Genomic DNA, 20590 nt, shown 5'->3' with positions numbered 1-20590 from the left:
AACCTAGTTTAGGACCACCATGTATTTCACGATCCGGTTGTTGTCGCTGTCGGCAAAGAAATACGCGGCGCCTTTGATCGCCACACCTTCGGGATCATCCAGCAGCCCGGGTCCGATACCCGGTTGCCCGGTCCCGATCACACCCAGAACCTTGCCACCAAAGGGGTCGATCTTGAGCACCCGATGCGCGTTTTGATCGGCCACATATAGAACCCCGTCGGGATCGATATCCATATAGCGCGGACCGATGAATCCGTATTGCGGACCGTCCAGCACCCGGATCTGTTCCAGATCGGGCGTGAACTGGACCAGGCGCCGCTGGAAGTTGTCGGCCACCCATATGGTTCCATCCGGTGCTTCGGCGACGTCATGCGCCCCTGGCATCCCGGTGGCCAGGGCTTCGATCTGATCACCCTGCACGGAATAGAGCCGCCCGGTTCCCGACGCCATCACGTACAGATTGCCGTTGGAATGGGCCAAAACCCCTTCGGTTCCGGGAAACGGTGCGACGGCGCCGTCGTTCGTCGGCACGTCCGTTGACATGTCATAAACCGCAACCGCGCTGAACCCGGTCACGGCAACGTACATCCGCCCGTCTGGGCCAAAGGACACGTCATGTGCGCCGCTCAGATCGCCATCGCCGATGGTGGCCATGATTTCGAGCGTGTCGGGGTCCATGACAACAACCCGATTGGCAAATTTGTCTGCGATGTACAGGTTGCCATCCGGCCCGATTGCCAGATCATGGGGATCATTCAGCACCGCCTCGCTGGCCCCGACAAAAGTGGCAAAAGGCCGATGCTCCTGCGCAAGGGCAGGAGCCACCAACAGAAACACGGCAAAAACGGCTCGGAACATGCGACTTCCCCAGAGCGAAACAGCTTCGGTCAAGCTTAGCGGATCGCAAGCCTGAAACAATCCTGTCATCCGGGCGTCGATTTGGCTAAAACCGGTCCTGCCATTCCGGCCCGCGCAGGATAACAACAAAGGACCTCAGACTTGGAAACTCCGTTCAAGACCAAGAGAATGCTGAACTTCGGCGATTGCGATATCTCGGGCACCGCCTATTTCCCGTCTTATCTGAACATCCTGAACGGCGTGAATGAAGAATTCTGGCTGCATCTGGGGTTTCCCTGGCACAAGATCATCTGGGAAGACCGCTGGGGCACGCCGACCGTACATATCTCAAGCGACTTTTCCAGCCCGTCGTTCTTTGGCGAGGAACTGGATTTTGAACTGACCGTATTGAAGGTCGGTCGATCTTCGATGACCATCCACCATGACATCAGTTGCAAGGGCGAAAAGCGCTGGTCCAGCACACAGGTGCTGGCGGCAAGCGATCTGGACAAACATTGTTCGATCCCTTGGCCAGACGATGTTCGGGCGGCGTTGTTGGCCTGTCTGGTAGAGGACAAACAAAGCGAACCTGGCGCAGCTGACTAGGGTCCGCGTTTGAGGTCAATTCCGGGACTATCGGCTAGTCGCCTGAGATTATTCGTCGAATAATCTCGACGTTGCCCTGTCGTCATGCGCCGTGTCGCGATATGACGCGGGGCATGGCACATATCGAATCTCTTTTCGTCACCCGGCTGTACCGCGCGCCGCTGTCCGAATTCGCCCCGAAGATCGACGCGGGCGAGATGGAGAACTCTTGTCTGGTTATCGCCGAGGATGACGAGGCTGGGCAGGACTGGTCGGAGAAAAACGGCTATCCCGGTTACACCTCATACGCATCGCTGACCGATTTGCCCTGGCGGTTTCCGATCTTTGCCGATCTGGTCAAGGTGCTTGATCAGCACGTGGCCGCCTTTGCCGAAGATCTGGAGTTTGATCTGGACGGGCGTGCCCTGAAGCTGGAAGATCTGTGGATCAATATCCTGCCGGAAGGCGGCATGCATGCCAGCCATATCCACCCGCATTCGGTGATTTCCGGCACGACGTATGTCGCCATGCCCGACGGGGCCAGCGCGCTGAAACTGGAAGATCCCCGGTCGGCGCGGATGATGGCCTCTCCGGCGCGGCGCGCGGACGCACGCCGCGATCTGAAGCCGTTCATCTATATGAAACCCAAAGTCGGCGACGTGTTGCTCTGGGAAAGCTGGTTGCGCCACGAGGTGCCGATGAACATGGCTGAAGACGACCGGATCAGCGTCAGTTTCAACTATAGCTGGACCTGAATGCGGCCTGATCGGCCTTGTCCGAGTCGCGTCGTGCCAAATAATTTGGCAAAAAACACTTGCAAAGTGGCGCGGTTGCCCCGATATGAACTTTGCTAACGTTTTTCTTTTTCGACCACTGTCTCCCGATCTTCGGCTTACAGTCTTTCGATCCAGACTTGCTACGCCGGGTTGCCGCACTTATGCGGGCAACGATCAATTTGGAGACTACGGATATGGCTACTGGCACCGTAAAATGGTTCAACACAACTAAAGGTTTTGGTTTTATCGCGCCCGACGGCGGCAGCAAAGACGTGTTTGTGCACATCTCGGCTGTTGAGCGTTCCGGTCTGACCGGCCTGGCCGACAACCAGAAAGTGACCTTTGACATCGAAGCAGGCCGTGACGGTCGCGAATCGGCGTCGAACATCGCTCTGGCATAAGCCTGATCTGATGTGATTTTGCAGCGCGGCTCTGGTAACAGGGCCGCGTTGTGCGTTTTGACCCTATCCTTTAAGCTTTCCGTCTCTGGCCGGGATTTCGGCCAAGCCTGTCCTGCCGCTCCGGGTTTTATGTGGGCGTTAGCCGGGCACAGTTTTGCAAACCGGGCATTTTCCAGGTGGGCCACATTTTGGATCTGAGTTTCATTACCGACGACTGGGCCGGTCACCTGTCTTACCTGCTGCTGGTGCTGTCCATGCTGATGCGCCGTATGCTGTGGCTGCGGCTGTTCGTGATTGCCTCGGCGCTGGCTGGTATCGCTTTTGATTATTTCTGGCTTGGCAACCCGGTGGGCGTGTTCTGGCAGGCGCTACTGGTGATGGTGAACCTTGGCGAATTGTTCCTGTTGTGGCGCAATGATCGGCGGGCGACTTTTTCGGACGAAGAAGACCGGTTTCGCGCGGATCTGCTGACCGGCTTGTCTCCGGGGCCCGCCCGGCGGTTTCTGGATCGCGGACGCTGGGAGGATCTGGCCGCAGGCACAGTTCTGACAGTCGACGGGCACACGCCCGACTTCCTGACCTATGTGGCCAGTGGCAAGGTGCGGGTCGAGGCCCATGACCGGATCGTGCGCGTTGTCGAAGACGGGCATTATATTGGCGAGATGTCCCTGATGGGGGACGGCAGGGCCATTGCGTCGGCAACACTTCAAACCGACGCCCGCGTCTGGCGGATCGAACGGCCCAAGCTTGAGCGTTTGCGCGAAACCAGCCCCGCAACCATGTCTGTGGTAGAAGCCGGCATCGCGCGGGACATGCGCTCAAAGCTGGTGTTTCAGAACGCGACCGTTCAGAAAACCACTGGACAATAACCGAAAGACTGAGAGTGTTTTGCTATTGCTAAGTGGTGGAAGACCATTGGCTTAGTGTGTCACCATGCAGTGGATAGCGCCGGTGCCCATTTACCGTCAATTGGCCGCAGTTTGTAGGGTCGTGCTATCGAAAGTTTACATTTGATCAATTCTTTGCTATTTTTACGTCGTTAATTTGGAGGGCATCATGATTCGGGTCTATATATTGGCATGTATCTGTTTCTCTGCTTGGAGTGGCGAGGTTTTGCTGTCTCCCGCCGTTGCTGGTGAATGCAACCCCGCTGTGCAGAGATGCTGATGGATAGCATTTGAAGAAAACTGAGCATTTTGTATGTTCATGACAGTTTTAGGAAATGAATTTTAGGTTTTTTTGATTTTGGAGCCGAGTGTTGGACTCGGAAGGTGCTAATAGCTGCTCGTGAGGACTCTATGTCCGATGTAAACTTTAAGACGATCTTTGATAAAAGCTTCTGGACTACCGGTGCGGACACCTTGGTTCAGGAAATTGTTATGTCCGCCGTCAAAGCGGTGGTTTCGGCTTTGGTCATCGGCGTTTTAGCGCTATTTTTGGTCGATTGGGCAGAGAGGGCGATTGAGCGGGGTGAGAAGCGCCGCGCGTTGCAGGAATTTCGAAACCAGGAAACAACTAAGGTAATTCACTTACTGCAAAATGGATATGCCGATGGATATGAGTGTGTTTTCACCTTTTCGATCGCACAGGAAAGTGAGTGCGGCAATAATTTTCGAACCTTTCAGCGTGACGTGTTATTGGCGCAGAAACTGCTAGAAGGTGTATTGAACAGCGACTTGGCAACTCTAACCAAGTTCCAAGCTGTCCTTGGACAGATGGCTGATATTGGGCCTTCTAGTGCGACTAGAGAGGATTTTCAGGCAGCTGGCAAAGAACTGGCTCGCGAGTTTCGCGTATCCATAATTGACCTGTCTTCGAGGTACCAATGATGACGCACCTGTTTCGAAATATGGCTTTAATTACCGCAGTGTTTACTATGGGCGCTTTGGTCCTAACCGCAGGTCAGGTACACGGGCAAGTTCCGACGCCTGTGGCAAAGTGGGTGAAGAGAGGCACGTACCCGCTGTCCGGCTTCCAGCCAAACCCGGTCCGAGGAAAGCAATCGTACCGTGGGGCGGAGAAAGAACCGGCGCGTGTTCTTACTTTTTTGCCAGGCATGACCATCTTTTTTCCAGCAACGCCCCAAAACGCAAGAATCGGATCCGATTTCCTCACCGGTCGCACTCAAACCGGTTTGCCGGTTTCCGTATGGCGAAGCGATTTGTCTACAAGTAACTTTGGAAGCCGTGAGACTCACGAAGTGGTTGTACACCATGCTCACAACGCGTGCACGTCGAAATTCTGTAAACCGGCCGAGCGGGAAGAAATTGGTGTCGGACATTCATTTAGAATTGTGGCGGAGACTGGCGGCGTTATTCATCTCCAAAATGGCGATGAATTGGCGTATTTTTATCGAGAAGACCGCTTTGAGCAACTCGAACGCCAAGGCATGCTGACTCGTGTTAAAGACCGAACGATCCCTCGTTGGGAAGTTTATGAAGGATATGCAAGCCGACTGTCTCTGCCATGTGGACGGAAGCACGTGTCTGGGACACAGTTTGATGTCAGTCGAAAAGAATATTTGAGTTCCGCCGACACATGGAAACTAAATTCTGACCAATGGGATGTGAAAGCCGTCGAAGTATTTGTTGGCGGGGGCGTTAGTGAAGGAAGCGACAAGTACATTGCGGAGATATCAAAGCCGGTTGAAGACTTGACCAAACCAGACAGCGTTCCAGAGACCGATTACAAATCTGCCATTGATTTCACGGTGTTCGCTTATCGCGACAAAGATTTGAAAGATGGAATGTTTCAGTTTGCAGTTCTAATTTCGATTGTTGCTTGCGAAAAAGGAGGACCTTTTGGTAAATTTGTGCCGTCCTATGTCAGGGAAGCACATTTGAGTTTTGATGGCAGCAGCTATAAACTTCCCGACCAGATGAGCGAGGAGGGAAAGCGCTTGCTATCAAACAAGCTCAAGCGATCTATGATGTACAGCGTAAACGGTCCACTCCAGCACAAGCGTCTATTCAAGCTTCTGTCAGATAAACTGGATATTGAGCAGTCTGACATTCGGGCAAATCTGGTCACTATGTTGATATCCCGTCTGAACGCGACCTGTGGCAGCAAGCAACGCAATGACTGTGCGGTTAGTGTGAAGAAGCACATCTACAGCGAGTAGTGACGTCATTTTTCAATAAGCAATGATTCTACTTGCAAAGTTGCAGAGCGTTCGGCCTAGAACTTTGTTCTTGTCACAGCAGTGAAACACCCGTAGAGAGCGTCATCCTGCGGATTCCTCCTGACGGAAGGATTCGCATGTCAATCATTCATCCACCAGGTCAAAGGTGACCCGATAATCGGGGCTTTCTGGTGTTTTGAGAAAAGGAAAAGGCGATGAACGCCCAAGAATTGCGTGATAAGACGCCCGATCAGCTCCGTGAGGATCTGGCGGGACTCAAGAAAGAAGCTTTCAATCTTCGCTTCCAGCAGGCCACCGGCCAGATGGAAAACACCGCGCGCATGCGTACGGTGAAGCGGGATGTGGCGCGGGTCAAAACCGTGCTGAATGAAAAAGCCAAGACAGCAGCCGAGTAAGAGGAGCCTGACAGATGCCCAAACGTATTCTCCAAGGCACCGTAACTTCGGACGCCAACGCACAAACTGTAACCGTGTCAGTGGAACGTCGTTTCACACACCCGGTTCTGAAGAAGACCATTCGTAAGTCCAAGAAGTACCGGGCTCACGATGAAAAGAACGCTTTCAAGGTCGGCGACTCAGTCCGCATCATCGAATGCGCGCCGAAATCGAAAACGAAACGCTGGGAGGTTCTGGAGGCGTAAGCCAAAAGACCTTTTAGTTTGATCGAAACCCTGGGGGATAGAACAAGACCAGCCCCCACAGGTCGGGAGAAACCACATGATCCAGATGCAGACCAATCTGGATGTCGCTGACAACTCCGGCGCACGCCGAGTTCAGTGCATCAAGGTCCTGGGTGGTTCCAAGCGTAAATACGCCTCTGTAGGCGACATCATTGTCGTCTCGGTGAAGGAAGCCATTCCACGCGGCCGCGTGAAGAAAGGTGACGTCCGCAAGGCCGTCGTCGTACGCACCGCAAAAGAAGTTCGCCGCGACGATGGCACCGCGATCCGTTTTGATCGCAACGCCGCCGTTATCCTGAACAACAACATGGAGCCCGTAGGTACACGTATCTTTGGCCCGGTTGTTCGTGAGCTGCGCGCCAAAAGCTTCATGAAGATCATCTCGCTTGCGCCGGAGGTGCTGTAATGGCTGCTAAACTCCGCAAGGGCGACAAGGTCGTCGTGCTGACCGGCAAGGACAAGGGCAAAGAGGGTAACATCACCTCTGTTGATCCCAAGTCCGGCAAAGCCGTGGTCGAAGGCATCAACATTGCCATCCGCGCCACCCGTCAGACCCAGACAAGCCAGGGCGGTCGCCTGCCCAAGGCCATGCCGATCCAGCTGAGCAACCTGGCTCTGGTGGACGCGAACGGCAAAGCAACCCGCGTCGGCTTCCGTATGGAAGGTGACAAGAAGGTTCGTTTTGCCAAGACCACGGGGGACGTGATCGATGCTTGATACTGCAGCCTATACCCCGCGTCTCAAGGATGTGTACAACACAACCATCCGTGCCGCGATGAAGGAAGAGTTCGGCTATAAGAACGACATGCAGACCCCGCGTCTGGACAAGATCGTTCTGAACATCGGTTGCGGTGCAGCTGCTGTCCGTGACTCGAAGAAAGCCAAGTCAGCCCAGGCCGACCTGTCTGTGATTGCAGGCCAGAAGGCCCTGACAACCGTAGCCAAGAAGTCGATTGCTGGTTTCCGCGTTCGTGAGGACATGCCGATGGGTGCGAAAGTGACCCTTCGTGGTGACCGCATGTACGAATTCCTTGATCGTCTGATCACCATCGCGATGCCCCGTATCCGTGACTTTCGCGGCGTGTCGGGCAAGTCGTTTGATGGCCGTGGCAACTATGCCATGGGCTTGAAGGAACACATCGTGTTCCCCGAGATCGACTTCGACAAGGTTGACGAGAACTGGGGCATGGACATCGTGATCACCACCACGGCGGACAACGATGCCGAAGCCAAGGCGCTGTTGAAGCATTTCAACATGCCGTTCAACAGCTGAGCCTGGGAGAGATATTTCATGGCTAAGAAAAGCATGATCGAACGCGAGAAAAAGCGCGAGCGTCTGGTGGCAAAATATGCCGCTAAGCGCGCCGAGCTGAAAGAAATCGCGAATGACGAAAGCCTGCCGATGGAAGAGCGTTTCAAAGCGCGTCTGAAACTGGCAAAACTGCCGCGCAACAGCTCGGCAACCCGTCTGCACAACCGTTGTCAGCTGACTGGTCGTCCTCACGCTTACTACCGTAAGCTTAAGGTCAGCCGGATCGCGCTGCGGGAACTGGGCTCGAATGGCCAGATCCCCGGTATGGTGAAATCGAGCTGGTAAGGGAGAGCGACAGATGAACGATCCTATCGGCGATATGCTCACCCGGATCCGCAACGCACAACTGCGTGGCAAATCCACCGTATCCACCCCCGCATCCAAACTGCGCGGTTGGGTTCTGGATGTGCTGGCGGACGAAGGCTATATTCGCGGCTACGAAAGTGCCACGGATTCCAATGGCCATCCGGCAATCGAGATCAGCCTGAAGTACTATGAAGGCATTCCTGTTATTCGCGAAGTCAAGCGGGTCTCCAAACCCGGTCGTCGCGTGTACATGGGTGTCAAAGATATCCCCAGCGTCCGTCAGGGACTGGGTGTGTCGATTGTCAGCACTCCGAAAGGTGTGATGTCGGACGCGAACGCACGCAGCCAGAATGTTGGCGGCGAAGTGCTTTGCACCGTCTTCTAAGGAGAACGCAATGTCTCGTATTGGTAAGAAACCGGTCGAGCTGCCCAGCGGCGTAACTGCTGCTGTCTCCGGCCAGACCATCGAAGTGAAGGGCCCGAAAGGCGCCCGTTCCTTCACCGCGACCGACGACGTCACGCTTTCTGTCGAAGACAGCTCGATCAGCGTCATCCCACGCGGCAAATCCAAGCGTGCCCGCCAGCAATGGGGCATGTCCCGCACCATGGTCGCCAATCTGGTGACCGGTGTGACCGACGGCTTCAAGAAAGAGCTGGAGATCCAGGGTGTTGGTTACCGGGCTCAGATGCAGGGCAACACCCTGAAGCTGAACCTCGGCCTGTCGCATGATGTTGATTTTGTTGCCCCGGAAGGTGTCACAGTCACCTCGCCGAAAGCGACAGTCATCATCGTCGAAGGCACCGACGAACAGTTGGTTGGCCAGGTTGCAGCAAACATCCGAGCATGGCGTAAGCCCGAGCCCTATAAGGGCAAAGGTATCCGCTATAAGGATGAGTATATCTTCCGCAAGGAAGGCAAGAAGAAGTAAGGACCAGACAAATGGCAAACAGCAAACGGGATCTGTTCCTCAAGCGCCGCCTGCGCGTCCGGAACAAGCTTCGCAAAGTCAACGCAGGGCGTCCGCGCCTGTCGGTTCACCGTTCGAACAAGAACATCAGCGTTCAGCTGATCGACGACGTCAACGGTGTCACCCTGGCCTCGGCTTCTTCTCTCGAGAAGGATCTGGGAATTGTCGGCAAGAACAACGTCGAAGCAGCCACGAAAGTGGGTGCAGCGATTGCCGAACGTGCCAAGGCAGCCGGTGTGAGCGAAGCCTATTTCGATCGCGGCGGATTTCTCTTCCACGGCAAGGTGAAGGCTTTGGCCGACGCTGCGCGTGAAGGTGGCTTGAAGATCTAAGACCAGTGTGGGCGGTGGCGACACCGCCCCGATAATCCGGGGGTCAGCTGACCCACCTGGATTGACAAATTCAAGGCGCAGGGCCTGACAAGGGCAGCGCCAGTCTGAAAGGAATGCCGCATGGCAGAACGTGATAACCGTCGGGGCCGTGGCCGCGATCGTGACGAAACACCGGAATTCGCAGACCGCCTGGTCGCGATCAACCGGGTTTCTAAAACCGTTAAGGGTGGTAAGCGCTTTGGTTTCGCCGCTCTCGTAGTGGTTGGTGACCAGAAGGGCCGCGTCGGTTTTGGCAAAGGTAAAGCCAAAGAAGTTCCCGAAGCGATCCGCAAGGCCACAGAACAGGCCAAGCGCCAGATGATCCGTGTGCAGCTGAAAGAAGGCCGCACCCTGCACCACGACATGGAAGGTCGTCACGGTGCCGGCAAGGTCGTCATGCGGTCAGCACCTGAAGGTACCGGAATCATCGCCGGTGGTCCGATGCGTGCCGTGTTCGAGATGCTGGGTGTAAAGGACGTTGTGTCGAAGTCGATTGGCTCGCAGAACCCCTATAACATGATCCGTGCCACCATCGACGGCCTGCAAAAAGAGCAGTCGCCCCGTTCGGTGGCTCAGCGCCGCGGCAAAAAGGTTGCTGACATCCTGCCCAAGCGGGACGAAGCACCGGTTGCAGCAGCGCCTGCTGAAACCGCAGACGCATAAGGAGACGCACTCATGGCAAAAACCATCGTCGTCAAGCAGGTCGGCTCTCCGATCCGCCGCCCCGCCGACCAGCGTGCAACGCTTATCGGTCTGGGTCTCAACAAGATGAACCGCACCCGCGAACTTGAGGATACACCCTCGATCCGCGGCATGGTGCGGAAGGTTTCGCACATGGTCGAAATCATCGAAGAACGCGACTGACACGTTTGGCGAGGGGATCTTCGCCATATCTGATCGTTCAAACGCCTCCGGGAAACCGGGGGCGTTTTTTTCGTTGAGCGGGCATGGCTCTTGCCAGAACAGATCTGACAGGTCAGAGTTCGGACGGGGGAGGAGATAAGCATGCTTACGGATTTACGGGCGTTCGACCTGAATTCCATAGATCGGGGGTTTATCGAAAACCCGCATCCGACGTTGCACTGGTTGCGTGACAACAGCCCGATCCACACAAACGCCGACGGGTCGGTGTATCTGACGCGGCATGCCGATTGCCTGAAGGTGTATCAATCCCGTGACATGCTGTCGGACAAGACGGATGAGTTCGGCAAGAAGTTCGGGCAATGTCCGCTGCACACCCACCACACCACCAGCCTGATCTTTCGCGACCCACCCTATCATACCGTGGTGCGCAAGCTGATCGCCGGGGCGTTCACGCCGCGCAAACTGGCCGAAATGGAAAGCCGGATAGAAGGCATTGTGGATGGCTTGCTGGACCGTGTCGATGACATGGGAGAGCTGGACCTGATCTCGGATTTCGCCACCATTCTGCCGACCGAGATCATCTCGTTCATGTTGGGGATTCCGGAAGAGTACCGCGAAAAGCTGCGTGGCTATTCGCTGGCCATCCTAGGGGCTTTGGACCCGATTGTTCCGCCAGATCGCATGGCGGCGGGCAATGCGGCGGTTGTTGAGTTCTCGAAAATTCTGGGCGACCTGATTGATCACAGGCGGCGTAACCCCGATGGCGCGGCCGAGGGCGAAGTGCTTGAATCGCTGATCTTTGGCGAACATGACGGGCGCAGCCTGACGCAAGAAGAATTGATCCAGAACTGTATCTTCCTGCTGAACGCGGGGCATGAAACCACGACCAGCATGACGGCAAACGCGATTGCCACGCTGTTGGACCATCCTGACCAACATCAATTGCTGATGGATGAACCCGACCATATCACAACGGCTGTGGAAGAGTTTTTGCGGGTGCAAAGCCCGCTGCAGATCGGCAACCGTCTGGCGGGCGCTGATATCGAACTGCCGGGTGGAGAGGTCTTGCCCAAGGGCACCTATATCCATACCTCGATCGCCGGGGCCAATCGCGACCCGGCGGTGTTCGAAGATCCTGACCGGGTGGATATCACCCGCAAGCCGAACCGCCACATCGCGTTCATCACCGGCATCCATGTTTGCCTTGGGGCGACGCTGGCGCGGGTGGAAGGGCGCATTGCGTTGGGACGTTTCGTGAAACGTTTCCCCAATGTTACAGGTAATGGCCCGCGTGAGATCCTGCCGCTGGCCCGGTTCCGTGGTTTTACGTCGCTGCCGATCCGGGTGCGATAGGGTGCAAAGAAAAACGCCCCGGTCGCTGGACCGGGGCGTTCTTTCAAGCTTATGCAGCGCGTCTGTTGCCGCCACCAGACCTGCGGCCCTGCGGCCTGCGCCGTTTGTACGGCTTGGCCTTTGCCTTGGCTTCAGACTTCACAGGCTCCCACGGGGTGCCGCTGGCCACCGGGATGTCGCGGCCCATGGTTTTCTGAATGTCTTTCAGCTGACCCATTTCATCAGGCGCACAATAGGCAACGGCACTGCCATCACGACCGGCACGGGCGGTCCGGCCGATCCGGTGCACATAGTTGTCGGGCACGTTCGGCAGATCAAAGTTATAGACGTGGCGCACATCCGGGATATCCAGACCCCGCGCCGCAACATCCGTCGCGACCAGAACCTGCAGATCGCCATTGCGGAAGGCTTTCAATGCACGTTCACGCTGGCCCTGCGATTTGTTGCCGTGCACAGACCCGGCCTTGAACCCGGCCTTGTCGAGCGATTTGCTGAGCCGTTCGGCGCCGTGTTTGGTGCGCGAGAACACCAGCGCCAGTTCGCCGCGATGCTCACCCAGATGTTCGATCAACAGCGAACTTTTCGCGGCTTGTGCCACAAAATGTACGGACTGCTCGATCTTTTCGATCGGTTTGCCCGGAGGCGCGGTTTCAACGCGAACCGGATCATTGAGGTAGCTGTCGGCGATTTCCGACATCTGTTTTGGCATGGTGGCCGAAAACAGCATGGTCTGGCGTTCGTCCGGCAGCAGCCGCGCAATCTGGCGCAGCGCGTGGATAAAGCCAAGGTCCAGCATCTGGTCGGCTTCGTCCAGCACCAGAAACTTGGTGTCATCCAGACGAACGGCTTTGCGATCCAGCAGGTCAATCAAACGGCCGGGTGTTGCAACCAGCAGCTCGGTGCCGCGCTGCAACTTGTTGATCTGGGCGTTGATCGACACGCCGCCAACGACCAGAGCGACGCGAACCGAAGTCCCTGCGCCATAGGCCAGAAGGTTGTCGACGATCTGCTTGGCCAGCTCGCGCGTTGGCGCAAGGATCAGGCCGCGTGCGGTCTTCGGCTCGGGCTTGCCTTCGATCCGCTGAAGGGCGGTCAACAAGGGCAGACCAAAGGCCAGCGTTTTGCCGGTGCCGGTCTGAGCAAGGCCCATCACGTCACGCCCGTTCATGGCGTGTGGCACGGCTTTTTTCTGGATCGGTGTCGGTTCGTTGATGCCAAGGTTTTCAAGATTGGCGATCAGGCGGGGCGTCAGCCCCAACATGGTAAAGTCCAAAGACTGGTCCTTTCGGGTGCGGCAAGCATTGCCACACGAACAGGTGATGCCATCCCGTAGGGGACGACGATCGCGGTATGCGGTCCGCACCAGACAGATCCGGAGGAGCCCGGACATGTTCAGCGCGCTGAACCCCGCGTGAAATGGGAACAAGGTGAGGATAGTATGTGCTGCGGAGTCCGTGGCTGAATTTCAGCCAAACAACGCGCGGTCCGCTCACGCAGCAGACAAGCAAGTAAGAGGCATATGGGCGGCTTTGGTCGTTATGTCAACAGGCAGGCCGACTGAGGCGCCAAACCTGCCCAAGAGCACTTGAAACGACAGGGGCATCCATGTAAACGCAGCCGGTGGCCATCTGTGCCACAGAATCAAAACCAAGAAACGCCGTGGTTGGCCCGTTACGCTTCGGGGGCCACATCCGGCTTAGGAGAAGCGATATGAAACTGAACGAACTGCGCGACAACCCTGGCGCAACCAAGAAACGCATGCGCGTTGGCCGTGGCCCCGGGTCCGGTAAAGGTAAAATGGGTGGCCGTGGTATCAAAGGCCAGAACTCCCGTTCGGGTGTGGCGATCAACGGTTACGAAGGCGGTCAGATGCCTTTGTACCAGCGTCTTCCCAAGCGTGGCTTCAACAAGCCGAACCGCAAAGAATTCGCCGTTATCAACCTGGGCCTGATCCAGAAGTTTGTTGATGCGGGCAAGATCGACGGCTCGTCCGCGATCACCGAAGATGCGCTGATCGCATCCGGACTGGTCCGTCGCAAGCGTGACGGCATCCGCGTTCTCGCCAAAGGCGACGTCACCGCAGCCCTGAACATCGAAGTCACCGGCGCGTCGAAATCGGCGGTCGAGGCGGTCGAAAAGGCTGGTGGGTCTCTGAAGGTGGCAGCCGCAGCGGCACCCGCCGCAGAATAACGGGTTGTGAGCGGCGCATATGCCGCTTACATATCCCCTGAGTTTTCCCTGACGCCGCCCGAGCCAGAAAACGGTTCCGGGCGGTGTTTGCATAAAAGAGACCGCATTCAATGGTATCAGCAGCAGAACAAATGGCGGCGAACACAAGTTGGTCCGCCCTTGGCAAAGCGACAGATCTGCGTAATCGCATCCTTTTCACGCTTGGCCTTCTGATCGTCTATCGCCTTGGCACCTTTATCCCGGTGCCCGGCATTGATGGGTCGGCGCTGCGTGAATTCATGGAGAGTGCGGGGCAGGGCATCGGCGGCATGGTGTCGATGTTCACCGGTGGCGCACTGGGTCGTATGGGCATCTTCGCCCTTGGCATCATGCCCTATATCTCGGCGTCGATCATCGTGCAGTTGCTGACGGCCATGGTGCCGTCGCTTGAGCAGCTCAAGAAAGAAGGCGAACAGGGCCGTAAGAAGATCAACCAGTATACCCGTCTGGGCACGGTGGCGCTGGCCACGGTGCAGGCCTATGGCCTTGCGGTGTCACTGGAAGCGGGCGATCTGGCCCATGATCCGGGCATGTATTTCCGATTCTCGACGATGATCACCCTGGTGGGGGGCACAATGTTCCTGATGTGGCTGGGTGAACAGATCACCGCGCGCGGCATCGGCAACGGTATTTCGCTGATCATCTTCGTCGGCATCATCGCCGAAGTTCCCGCTGCCATCGCGCAGTTCTTTGCCTCGGGCCGCAGCGGCGCAATCAGCCCCGCCGTGATCGTTGGTGTGCTTTTGATGGTTATCGGCGTGATCACCTTCGTGGTGTTCATGGAGCGGGCGTTGCGCAAGATCCATATTCAGTATCCGCGCCGTCAGGTCGGTATGAAGGTCTATGACGGTGGCTCCAGCCACCTGCCGGTCAAGGTCAACCCAGCCGGTGTAATCCCGGCGATCTTCGCCAGCTCGCTTCTGTTGCTGCCGGTCACGATCTCGACCTTCTCAAGCGGTGCGGCAAGCGGCCCTGTGATGTCCTGGCTTTTGGCCAACTTTGGCCCCGGCCAGCCGCTGTACCTGTTGTTCTTCGTCTCGATGATCGTGTTCTTTGCCTATTTCTATACGTTCAACGTGTCGTTCAAACCCGATGACGTGGCGCAGAACCTGAAGAACCAGAACGGCTTTGTCCCCGGCATCCGTCCGGGCAAGAAAACCGCCGAGTATCTGGAATATGTGGTCAACCGCATCCTTGTGCTGGGCTCGGCCTATCTGGCTGCAGTCTGCGTCTTGCCGGAAATTCTGCGCGGCCAGTTCGCCATTCCGTTCTATTTCGGGGGCACGTCGGTTCTGATTATCGTTTCGGTCACCATGGATACGATCCAGCAGGTGCAGAGCCATCTTCTGGCGCACCAATACGAAGGTCTGATCGAAAAATCTCAGCTGAGCCGTAAAGGTGGTGGCAAGAAGCGCGGCAGGAGGGGGCCAGCTCGTCGATGAACATCATTCTGCTTGGGCCTCCGGGGGCCGGTAAAGGAACGCAGGCTGGCATGCTGGTCGCAGACCGCGACATGATCCAGCTGAGCACCGGCGACATGCTGCGCGCAGCACGCACCAGCGGCACCGAGATGGGCAAGATTGTGGCCGACGTCATGGACAAGGGCGAGCTTGTCACCGACGAGATCGTGATCGGGCTGATCCGCGAACAGCTTGAAGGCGATAAAAAGGGTGGCTTTATCTTTGATGGCTTCCCCCGCACCCTGGCCCAGGCTGACGCATTGGCGGATCTGCTGGAAGAGAATGGCGAACAGCTTGACGCTGTGATCGAGATGCAGGTTGACGACGACACGCTGGTCAAGCGCATCGTTGGCCGCGCCGCCGAAGCCGTCGCTGCTGGCAAAGAGGCCCGCGCCGACGACAACGAAGACAGCGTGCGCATCCGCCTGATGGAATATTACAAGAAAACCGCGCCGCTGATTGGTTACTATCATGCCAAGGGCAACCTGACCTCGATTGATGGTCTGGGGACGATGGATGAGGTCAAGTCGGCGATTTCAGCAGTGCTGAATGGCGGCGATATCATCGGCAACGGTTAGGCAATTCACAGCGCCCCGATACGAGATGATTTAGCGTTTCGGGGGCTTTGACAACGGCACTTGCTTCGCAGGGCTTGACGATTTCTGAAAAACCCCATATCGACCCCCATCCCGCAAGGGAATCAATCGCGTGGGCGGGATTCGTCTGTCCACAAGATCACCTCTCATACTGCTGGGCCCGCTGGCGACACTGCCAAGGTCAAGCGTTGTGAAAAAAGGTTCCGGCACAACGGAACCGCAACGAAAAGGAAAGTGACACGTGGCACGTATTGCCGGCGTAAACATCCCGACTGCAAAGCGGGTCCCCATCGCCCTGACATATATCACCGGAATCGGCCCTGCATCGGCCAAATCCATCTGCGAATCGGTCGGCATCGACCAGGCTCGTCGCGTCAATGAACTGTCTGACGCCGAAGTCCTGAAGATTCGTGAGCATATCGACGAGAACTTTACCGTCGAAGGTGACCTGCGTCGTGAAACGCAGATGAACATCAAGCGTCTGATGGACCTTGGTTGCTACCGTGGCCTGCGCCACCGCCGCAACCTGCCTGTTCGCGGTCAGCGGACCCATACCAATGCTCGTACTCGCAAAGGCCCCGCACGGGCCATTGCCGGTAAGAAGAAATAAGGGGGGTCTGATCAATGGCACGCGATAAGACACGCACCAAGAAAAAAGAGCGTAAGAACATTGCATCCGGCGTGGCGCATGTGAACAGCTCGTTCAACAACACCAAGATCCTGATCTCGGATGTGCAGGGCAACGCGATCGCATGGTCGTCGGCTGGCACCATGGGCTTCAAGGGATCGCGGAAATCGACTCCCTATGCCGCTCAGATGGCTGCAGAAGATGCAGGCAAGAAGGCCCAGGATCATGGCGTGAAAACGCTGGAAGTCGAAGTTCAGGGCCCCGGCTCGGGACGTGAATCGGCCCTGCGCGCACTGGCCGCTGTCGGTTTCAACATCACCTCGATCCGTGATGTGACCCCGATGGCGCACAATGGCTGCCGCCCGCCGAAGCGCCGCCGCGTTTAAGAACCGATCAATTTGCTGGGGCTACGCATTTCCGCGCGGCCCCAGTTCGCCGTTTTGAAACCTCGGGCGTCTGAACCTAATGGACATGGGGGACAGACAAGTATGGAGGGACCGCATGATCCATAAAAATTGGGCAGAACTGATCAAGCCGACACAGCTTGACGTCAAGCCGGGCAATGACCCAGCGCGCCAGGCCACCGTTGTGGCCGAACCGCTGGAACGTGGTTTTGGTCTGACGCTGGGCAACGCCCTGCGCCGTATCCTGATGTCATCGCTGCAAGGCGCTGCCATTACGTCGGTTCAGATCGACAACGTCCTGCACGAATTCTCGTCCGTTGCTGGTGTGCGTGAAGACGTCACCGACATCATCCTGAACCTCAAAGGCGTATCGCTTGCGATGGACGTCGAAGGCCCCAAGCGCCTGTCGATTTCTGCCAAGGGCCCGTCGGTTGTGACCGCCGGTGACATCAGCGAAAGTGCCGGCATCGAGGTTCTGAACCGCGAGCATGTGATCTGCCACCTTGATGATGGCGCTGACCTGTTCATGGAACTGACCGTCAACACCGGCAAAGGGTATGTCTCGGCTGAAAAGAACAAGCCGGAAGATGCGCCCATCGGCCTGATCCCGATCGATGCGATCTATTCGCCGGTCAAGAAGGTTGCCTATGACGTTCAGCCGACCCGTGAAGGTCAGGTTCTGGACTATGACAAGCTGACGATGAAAATCGAAACCGACGGATCGCTGACTCCGGAAGATGCCGTGGCGTTTGCCGCGCGTATCCTTCAGGACCAGCTGTCGATCTTCGTCAACTTCGATGAGCCTGAATCGGCCAACCGTCAGGACGACGATGATGGACTCGAGTTCAACCCGCTTCTGCTGAAGAAAGTGGACGAGCTGGAACTGTCTGTCCGGTCGGCAAACTGCCTGAAGAACGACAACATCGTTTACATCGGCGATCTGATCCAGAAAACCGAAGCCGAGATGCTGCGCACCCCGAACTTCGGCCGCAAGTCGCTGAACGAGATCAAGGAAGTGCTGTCCGGAATGGGTCTGCACCTTGGCATGGACGTCGAGGACTGGCCGCCCGACAACATCGAAGATCTCGCCAAGAAATTCGAAGACGCGTTTTAAGCGCGTCTTCCCCAAAATGCCCGGAATTGCCGGGGACAAAATGGGCAGCATCGCCCCAAGGAGAGGGCCCCGCACGCATGGGGCTCCGGACAAAGCATAAAGCACTAAGGAGACCATGAAATGCGTCACGCACGAGGCTATCGCCGCCTAAACCGCACCCACGAGCACCGCAAGGCGCTGTTTTCCAACATGGCCGGCTCGTTGATCGAGCACGAGCAGATCAAGACGACTCTGCCCAAGGCCAAGGAACTGCGCCCGATCATCGAAAAGATGATCACGCTGGCAAAACGCGGTGACCTGCACGCCCGCCGTCAGGCCGCGTCCAAGCTGAAAGAAGACAAGGACGTCGAAAAGTTGTTCGCCGTTCTGGGCCCGCGCTATAAAGACCGTCAGGGTGGCTATGTCCGCGTCCTGAAAGCCGGCTTCCGCTATGGCGACATGGCACCGATGGCGATCATCGAATTTGTCGACCGCGACGTCGACGCCAAAGGCGCCGCCGACAAGGCCCGCCTTGCAGCTGAAGAAGTTGCCGAAGAAGCTTAAGTTTTTTCCCCTTGGGGAAGAAGAAACGCCGCCCGGGTTTCGGGCGGCGTTTTTTTATGCCGCGTCAAGATCGGCTTTGATCAGCTTTTCCAGTTCGCGCACCGGGTGGTTGGTCAGCGTTTTCGGGATTTCGGCGACCACGCGATCGGCCACCACTTTGTGCAGATCCCCGCGCAGGGCCCCCAGAACCTGCGGCGAGGCCACGATCACCAGCCGGTCAAACCGACCCTTGTTGGCAAAGCCATACAGAAGGTCCGACAGGTCTTTGGCAAACCGATCCCGCGCCAGCGCGTGCCAATCGGTTTCTTCCATTGCGGAGCTTTGACTTGGCCCACTGTCGGATCTGCGCCCGGGTCGATCCGAACCGCTTCCGGTCTCATCGCCGTCTTCGCGGGCGATGATTTCGAAATTGGGGTCCTGATGATCGGTCACGTTGCGCATCAGCAAAGCTTTTTCGCTGTCTGCAACGACGATCCAGGTTCCGTTGGTCAACTGTGTCATGGCACTCTCCCTTAACGTATCACCGTAAAAGTAAGGATCGTTCCATTGCCCCACAAGGTGTGGGGCGTGTGTGACGCAGGGCGGCTTGCAATCCCTGGCACCGGGGCGCATATCCAAGCCTAACGTTAAGGAGACGCCATGTTCCGCTTGCTTATTCTTGCCGTCGGGATCGCTTTGGCCGCGCCGGCCTTGAGCCAAACGCAGGTCCCGCAAAGCCAGTCACAGATTTCGCTGGGCTTTGCGCCGCTGGTCAAACAGGCGGCCCCGGCCGTGGTAAATATCTATGCCAAGATCGTGCGCCAGGGCTATGACAGCCCGTTTTCAAACGATCCGTTCTTTCGCGATTTCTTTCGTGGTTTTGGCACCCCGCAGCCGCGCGTGCAGAATTCGCTGGGGTCCGGCGTGATCCTGTCAGACGATGGTATCGTGGTGTCGAATTATCATGTGGTGGGCCAGGCGACGGATATCCGTGTCGTCACCAATGACCGCAAGGAATACACGGCGCGCGTCATTCTGGGCGATCAGGGTGCGGACCTTGCCATCCTGCAGCTGGAAGAGGTCAAAGACCTGCCCTATCTGCGCCTGCGCAATTCGGACCATGTTGAGGTCGGCGAACTGGTACTGGCCATCGGCAACCCGTTTGGAGTGGGGCAAACCGTATCCAGTGGTATCGTGTCGGGGCTTGCCCGCACGGGGGCAGGCGGCGGTCAGGGTCGGGGGTATTTCATCCAGACCGATGCGCCGATCAACCCGGGCAATTCGGGCGGAGCGCTGATCGACGTGAATGGCGATCTGATTGGCATCAACACCCGCATCGTCAGCCGCTCGGGCGGATCCAACGGCATCGGCTTTGCGATCCCGGCCAATCTGGTGGCCGAATTTGTGCATCAGGCCCGCGCTGGCAATGAACGCTTCGAATTGCCATGGGCCGGGATGGCCGGTCAGCCGGTCGATTCCGATCTGGCGGCGTCGATGGGGCTGGATTTGCCCGAGGGCATTGTCATCTCGGATCTGCATGCCGACAGCCCGTTCCTGAAAGCCGGGTTTGCCGTGGGCGATGTGATCACCGAAGTCGATGGCCTGCCGGTCAACACGGCACCCGAGATGATCTTTCGCATGACGGTGGCCGGGCTGGGCAATACGGCGCAGGTGACCCGCGCCACACCCGATGGCAGCGAACAGGTCGCCGTGCCCATGATCGCGCCGCCTGACACCCCAAAGGCCGAGCGGTTGACGCTGGATGACAAGACCGTTCTGCCCGGTCTGTCGGTGGCCCGTGTAAATCCGGCTGTGATCGCTCAGGTCGGGTTGCCGCTATCGACCGAGGGCGTGGTTGTGATCGACCCCGGAGCCTATGGCGCGCGGGCCGGGTTTCAGCCCGGGGACGTGCTGCTGACGATCAACAAGACCGAAATCGACCGCACCGGTGATGTGCGCAAGGCGCTGACCAAACCGGGCCGCTGGGTGCAGGTTGACCTGATGCGCCGGGGTGGCCGCATGTCGATGCGGTTCCGTCTCTGA

29 protein-coding genes are annotated in these 20590 nt (G+C 57.3%); 26 read left to right on the top strand and 3 right to left on the bottom strand.

Annotated features, from left to right (window positions below; all coding sequences use genetic code 11):
- Nucleotides 1–3: 3 nt before the first annotated feature.
- A complete protein-coding gene (locus FOY56_RS11980) occupies nucleotides 4–858 on the bottom strand; it encodes a Vgb family protein (RefSeq protein ID WP_186766320.1) in 855 nt (284 codons plus the stop codon).
- 141 nt (nucleotides 859–999) lie between these two features.
- Between FOY56_RS11980 and FOY56_RS11975 the strand changes: the two genes are divergently transcribed.
- From FOY56_RS11975 to FOY56_RS11890, 18 genes are all read left to right on the top strand, one after another.
- On the top strand, nucleotides 1000–1443 hold the full coding sequence (locus tag FOY56_RS11975) for an acyl-CoA thioesterase (protein WP_222434983.1): 444 nt from the start codon (nucleotides 1000–1002) through the stop codon (nucleotides 1441–1443).
- Nucleotides 1444–1556: 113 nt separating this feature from the next.
- Entirely contained in the window at nucleotides 1557–2177 is a 621-nt protein-coding gene (locus FOY56_RS11970; protein WP_146346088.1) for a 2OG-Fe(II) oxygenase family protein, read from the top strand.
- Between the two features lie 215 nt (nucleotides 2178–2392).
- Entirely contained in the window at nucleotides 2393–2599 is a 207-nt protein-coding gene (locus FOY56_RS11965; protein ID WP_146346087.1) for a cold-shock protein, read from the top strand.
- Nucleotides 2600–2775: 176 nt separating this feature from the next.
- Nucleotides 2776–3468, top strand: a complete 693-nt coding sequence (locus FOY56_RS11960; protein WP_246139473.1) for a Crp/Fnr family transcriptional regulator — start codon at nucleotides 2776–2778, stop codon at nucleotides 3466–3468.
- A gap of 429 nt (nucleotides 3469–3897) precedes the next feature.
- Nucleotides 3898–4428: a hypothetical protein gene (locus FOY56_RS11955; RefSeq protein WP_146346086.1), complete on the top strand. Its 531-nt coding sequence runs from the start codon at nucleotides 3898–3900 to the stop codon at nucleotides 4426–4428.
- Nucleotides 4425–5720 carry a hypothetical protein gene (locus FOY56_RS11950; RefSeq protein ID WP_146346085.1) on the top strand — a complete coding sequence of 432 codons (1296 nt, stop codon included), beginning with the start codon at nucleotides 4425–4427 and terminating at the stop codon, nucleotides 5718–5720. Before FOY56_RS11955 ends, FOY56_RS11950 begins: the two co-directional genes overlap by 4 nt.
- A 215-nt stretch (nucleotides 5721–5935) precedes the next feature.
- Nucleotides 5936–6136: a 50S ribosomal protein L29 gene (rpmC, locus tag FOY56_RS11945; RefSeq protein ID WP_146346084.1), complete on the top strand. Its 201-nt coding sequence runs from the start codon at nucleotides 5936–5938 to the stop codon at nucleotides 6134–6136.
- 14 nt (nucleotides 6137–6150) lie between these two features.
- Nucleotides 6151–6381, top strand: a complete 231-nt coding sequence (gene rpsQ / locus FOY56_RS11940) for a 30S ribosomal protein S17 (protein ID WP_085794080.1) — start codon at nucleotides 6151–6153, stop codon at nucleotides 6379–6381.
- A gap of 76 nt (nucleotides 6382–6457) precedes the next feature.
- Nucleotides 6458–6826, top strand: a complete 369-nt coding sequence (rplN, locus tag FOY56_RS11935) for a 50S ribosomal protein L14 (protein ID WP_146346083.1) — start codon at nucleotides 6458–6460, stop codon at nucleotides 6824–6826.
- The gene (gene rplX / locus FOY56_RS11930; protein WP_146346082.1) at nucleotides 6826–7137 is read left to right on the top strand and encodes a 50S ribosomal protein L24; all 312 of its coding nucleotides are present in this window, start codon (nucleotides 6826–6828) and stop codon (nucleotides 7135–7137) included. The genes rplN and rplX overlap by 1 nt, the downstream gene beginning before the upstream one ends.
- Nucleotides 7130–7693, top strand: a complete 564-nt coding sequence (gene rplE, locus FOY56_RS11925) for a 50S ribosomal protein L5 (RefSeq protein WP_146346081.1) — start codon at nucleotides 7130–7132, stop codon at nucleotides 7691–7693. Before rplX ends, rplE begins: the two co-directional genes overlap by 8 nt.
- An 18-nt stretch (nucleotides 7694–7711) precedes the next feature.
- Nucleotides 7712–8017, top strand: a complete 306-nt coding sequence (gene rpsN / locus FOY56_RS11920) for a 30S ribosomal protein S14 (protein WP_146346080.1) — start codon at nucleotides 7712–7714, stop codon at nucleotides 8015–8017.
- A 13-nt stretch (nucleotides 8018–8030) separates the two neighbouring features.
- The gene (gene rpsH / locus FOY56_RS11915; protein ID WP_146346079.1) at nucleotides 8031–8423 is read left to right on the top strand and encodes a 30S ribosomal protein S8; all 393 of its coding nucleotides are present in this window, start codon (nucleotides 8031–8033) and stop codon (nucleotides 8421–8423) included.
- A gap of 10 nt (nucleotides 8424–8433) precedes the next feature.
- Nucleotides 8434–8967 (top strand): 50S ribosomal protein L6, encoded by a 534-nt coding sequence (gene rplF, locus FOY56_RS11910; RefSeq protein ID WP_146346078.1) that lies wholly within the window; start codon nucleotides 8434–8436, stop codon nucleotides 8965–8967.
- A gap of 11 nt (nucleotides 8968–8978) precedes the next feature.
- Nucleotides 8979–9338, top strand: coding sequence for a 50S ribosomal protein L18 (gene rplR, locus FOY56_RS11905; protein WP_146346077.1), 360 nt, complete (start codon nucleotides 8979–8981; stop codon nucleotides 9336–9338).
- A gap of 120 nt (nucleotides 9339–9458) precedes the next feature.
- Nucleotides 9459–10040 (top strand): 30S ribosomal protein S5, encoded by a 582-nt coding sequence (gene rpsE / locus FOY56_RS11900; RefSeq protein ID WP_146346076.1) that lies wholly within the window; start codon nucleotides 9459–9461, stop codon nucleotides 10038–10040.
- 12 nt (nucleotides 10041–10052) lie between these two features.
- Nucleotides 10053–10241, top strand: a complete 189-nt coding sequence (gene rpmD, locus FOY56_RS11895; RefSeq protein WP_146346075.1) for a 50S ribosomal protein L30 — start codon at nucleotides 10053–10055, stop codon at nucleotides 10239–10241.
- A 141-nt stretch (nucleotides 10242–10382) separates the two neighbouring features.
- Complete coding sequence (locus FOY56_RS11890) at nucleotides 10383–11594, top strand: cytochrome P450 (RefSeq protein ID WP_146346074.1); 1212 nt, start codon at nucleotides 10383–10385, stop codon at nucleotides 11592–11594.
- A 49-nt stretch (nucleotides 11595–11643) separates the two neighbouring features.
- On the opposite strand, the gene FOY56_RS11885 is transcribed toward FOY56_RS11890, so the two are convergent.
- Nucleotides 11644–12867 carry a DEAD/DEAH box helicase gene (locus FOY56_RS11885; RefSeq protein ID WP_425468364.1) on the bottom strand — a complete coding sequence of 408 codons (1224 nt, stop codon included), beginning with the start codon at nucleotides 12865–12867 and terminating at the stop codon, nucleotides 11644–11646.
- Nucleotides 12868–13304: 437 nt separating this feature from the next.
- Between FOY56_RS11885 and rplO the strand changes: the two genes are divergently transcribed.
- From rplO to rplQ, 7 genes are all read left to right on the top strand, one after another.
- On the top strand, nucleotides 13305–13784 hold the full coding sequence (rplO, locus tag FOY56_RS11880) for a 50S ribosomal protein L15 (RefSeq protein WP_146346073.1): 480 nt from the start codon (nucleotides 13305–13307) through the stop codon (nucleotides 13782–13784).
- 110 nt (nucleotides 13785–13894) lie between these two features.
- Nucleotides 13895–15265, top strand: coding sequence for a preprotein translocase subunit SecY (secY, locus tag FOY56_RS11875; RefSeq protein ID WP_146346072.1), 1371 nt, complete (start codon nucleotides 13895–13897; stop codon nucleotides 15263–15265).
- Nucleotides 15262–15861 (top strand): adenylate kinase, encoded by a 600-nt coding sequence (locus FOY56_RS11870; protein WP_146346071.1) that lies wholly within the window; start codon nucleotides 15262–15264, stop codon nucleotides 15859–15861. The genes secY and FOY56_RS11870 overlap by 4 nt, the downstream gene beginning before the upstream one ends.
- A 259-nt stretch (nucleotides 15862–16120) precedes the next feature.
- Entirely contained in the window at nucleotides 16121–16489 is a 369-nt protein-coding gene (gene rpsM / locus FOY56_RS11865; protein WP_146346070.1) for a 30S ribosomal protein S13, read from the top strand.
- A gap of 14 nt (nucleotides 16490–16503) precedes the next feature.
- On the top strand, nucleotides 16504–16893 hold the full coding sequence (gene rpsK / locus FOY56_RS11860) for a 30S ribosomal protein S11 (protein WP_146346069.1): 390 nt from the start codon (nucleotides 16504–16506) through the stop codon (nucleotides 16891–16893).
- 115 nt (nucleotides 16894–17008) lie between these two features.
- Entirely contained in the window at nucleotides 17009–18025 is a 1017-nt protein-coding gene (locus FOY56_RS11855) for a DNA-directed RNA polymerase subunit alpha (protein WP_146346068.1), read from the top strand.
- A 120-nt stretch (nucleotides 18026–18145) separates the two neighbouring features.
- A complete protein-coding gene (gene rplQ / locus FOY56_RS11850; RefSeq protein WP_146346067.1) occupies nucleotides 18146–18568 on the top strand; it encodes a 50S ribosomal protein L17 in 423 nt (140 codons plus the stop codon).
- A 54-nt stretch (nucleotides 18569–18622) separates the two neighbouring features.
- On the opposite strand, the gene FOY56_RS11845 is transcribed toward rplQ, so the two are convergent.
- Nucleotides 18623–19069, bottom strand: a complete 447-nt coding sequence (locus FOY56_RS11845) for a host attachment family protein (RefSeq protein WP_146346066.1) — start codon at nucleotides 19067–19069, stop codon at nucleotides 18623–18625.
- Nucleotides 19070–19207: 138 nt separating this feature from the next.
- Here FOY56_RS11845 and FOY56_RS11840 point away from each other — a divergent pair, with 138 nt between their 5' ends.
- Nucleotides 19208–20590 (top strand): trypsin-like peptidase domain-containing protein, encoded by a 1383-nt coding sequence (locus FOY56_RS11840; RefSeq protein WP_146346065.1) that lies wholly within the window; start codon nucleotides 19208–19210, stop codon nucleotides 20588–20590.

The organism is Falsiphaeobacter marinintestinus, assembly GCF_007923355.1.
Classification (GTDB): Bacteria; Pseudomonadota; Alphaproteobacteria; order Rhodobacterales; family Rhodobacteraceae; genus Phaeobacter_A; species Phaeobacter_A marinintestinus.
The sequence above is the reverse complement of the archived record's forward strand: the minus strand, read 5'-3'. Positions and strand labels throughout refer to the sequence as shown.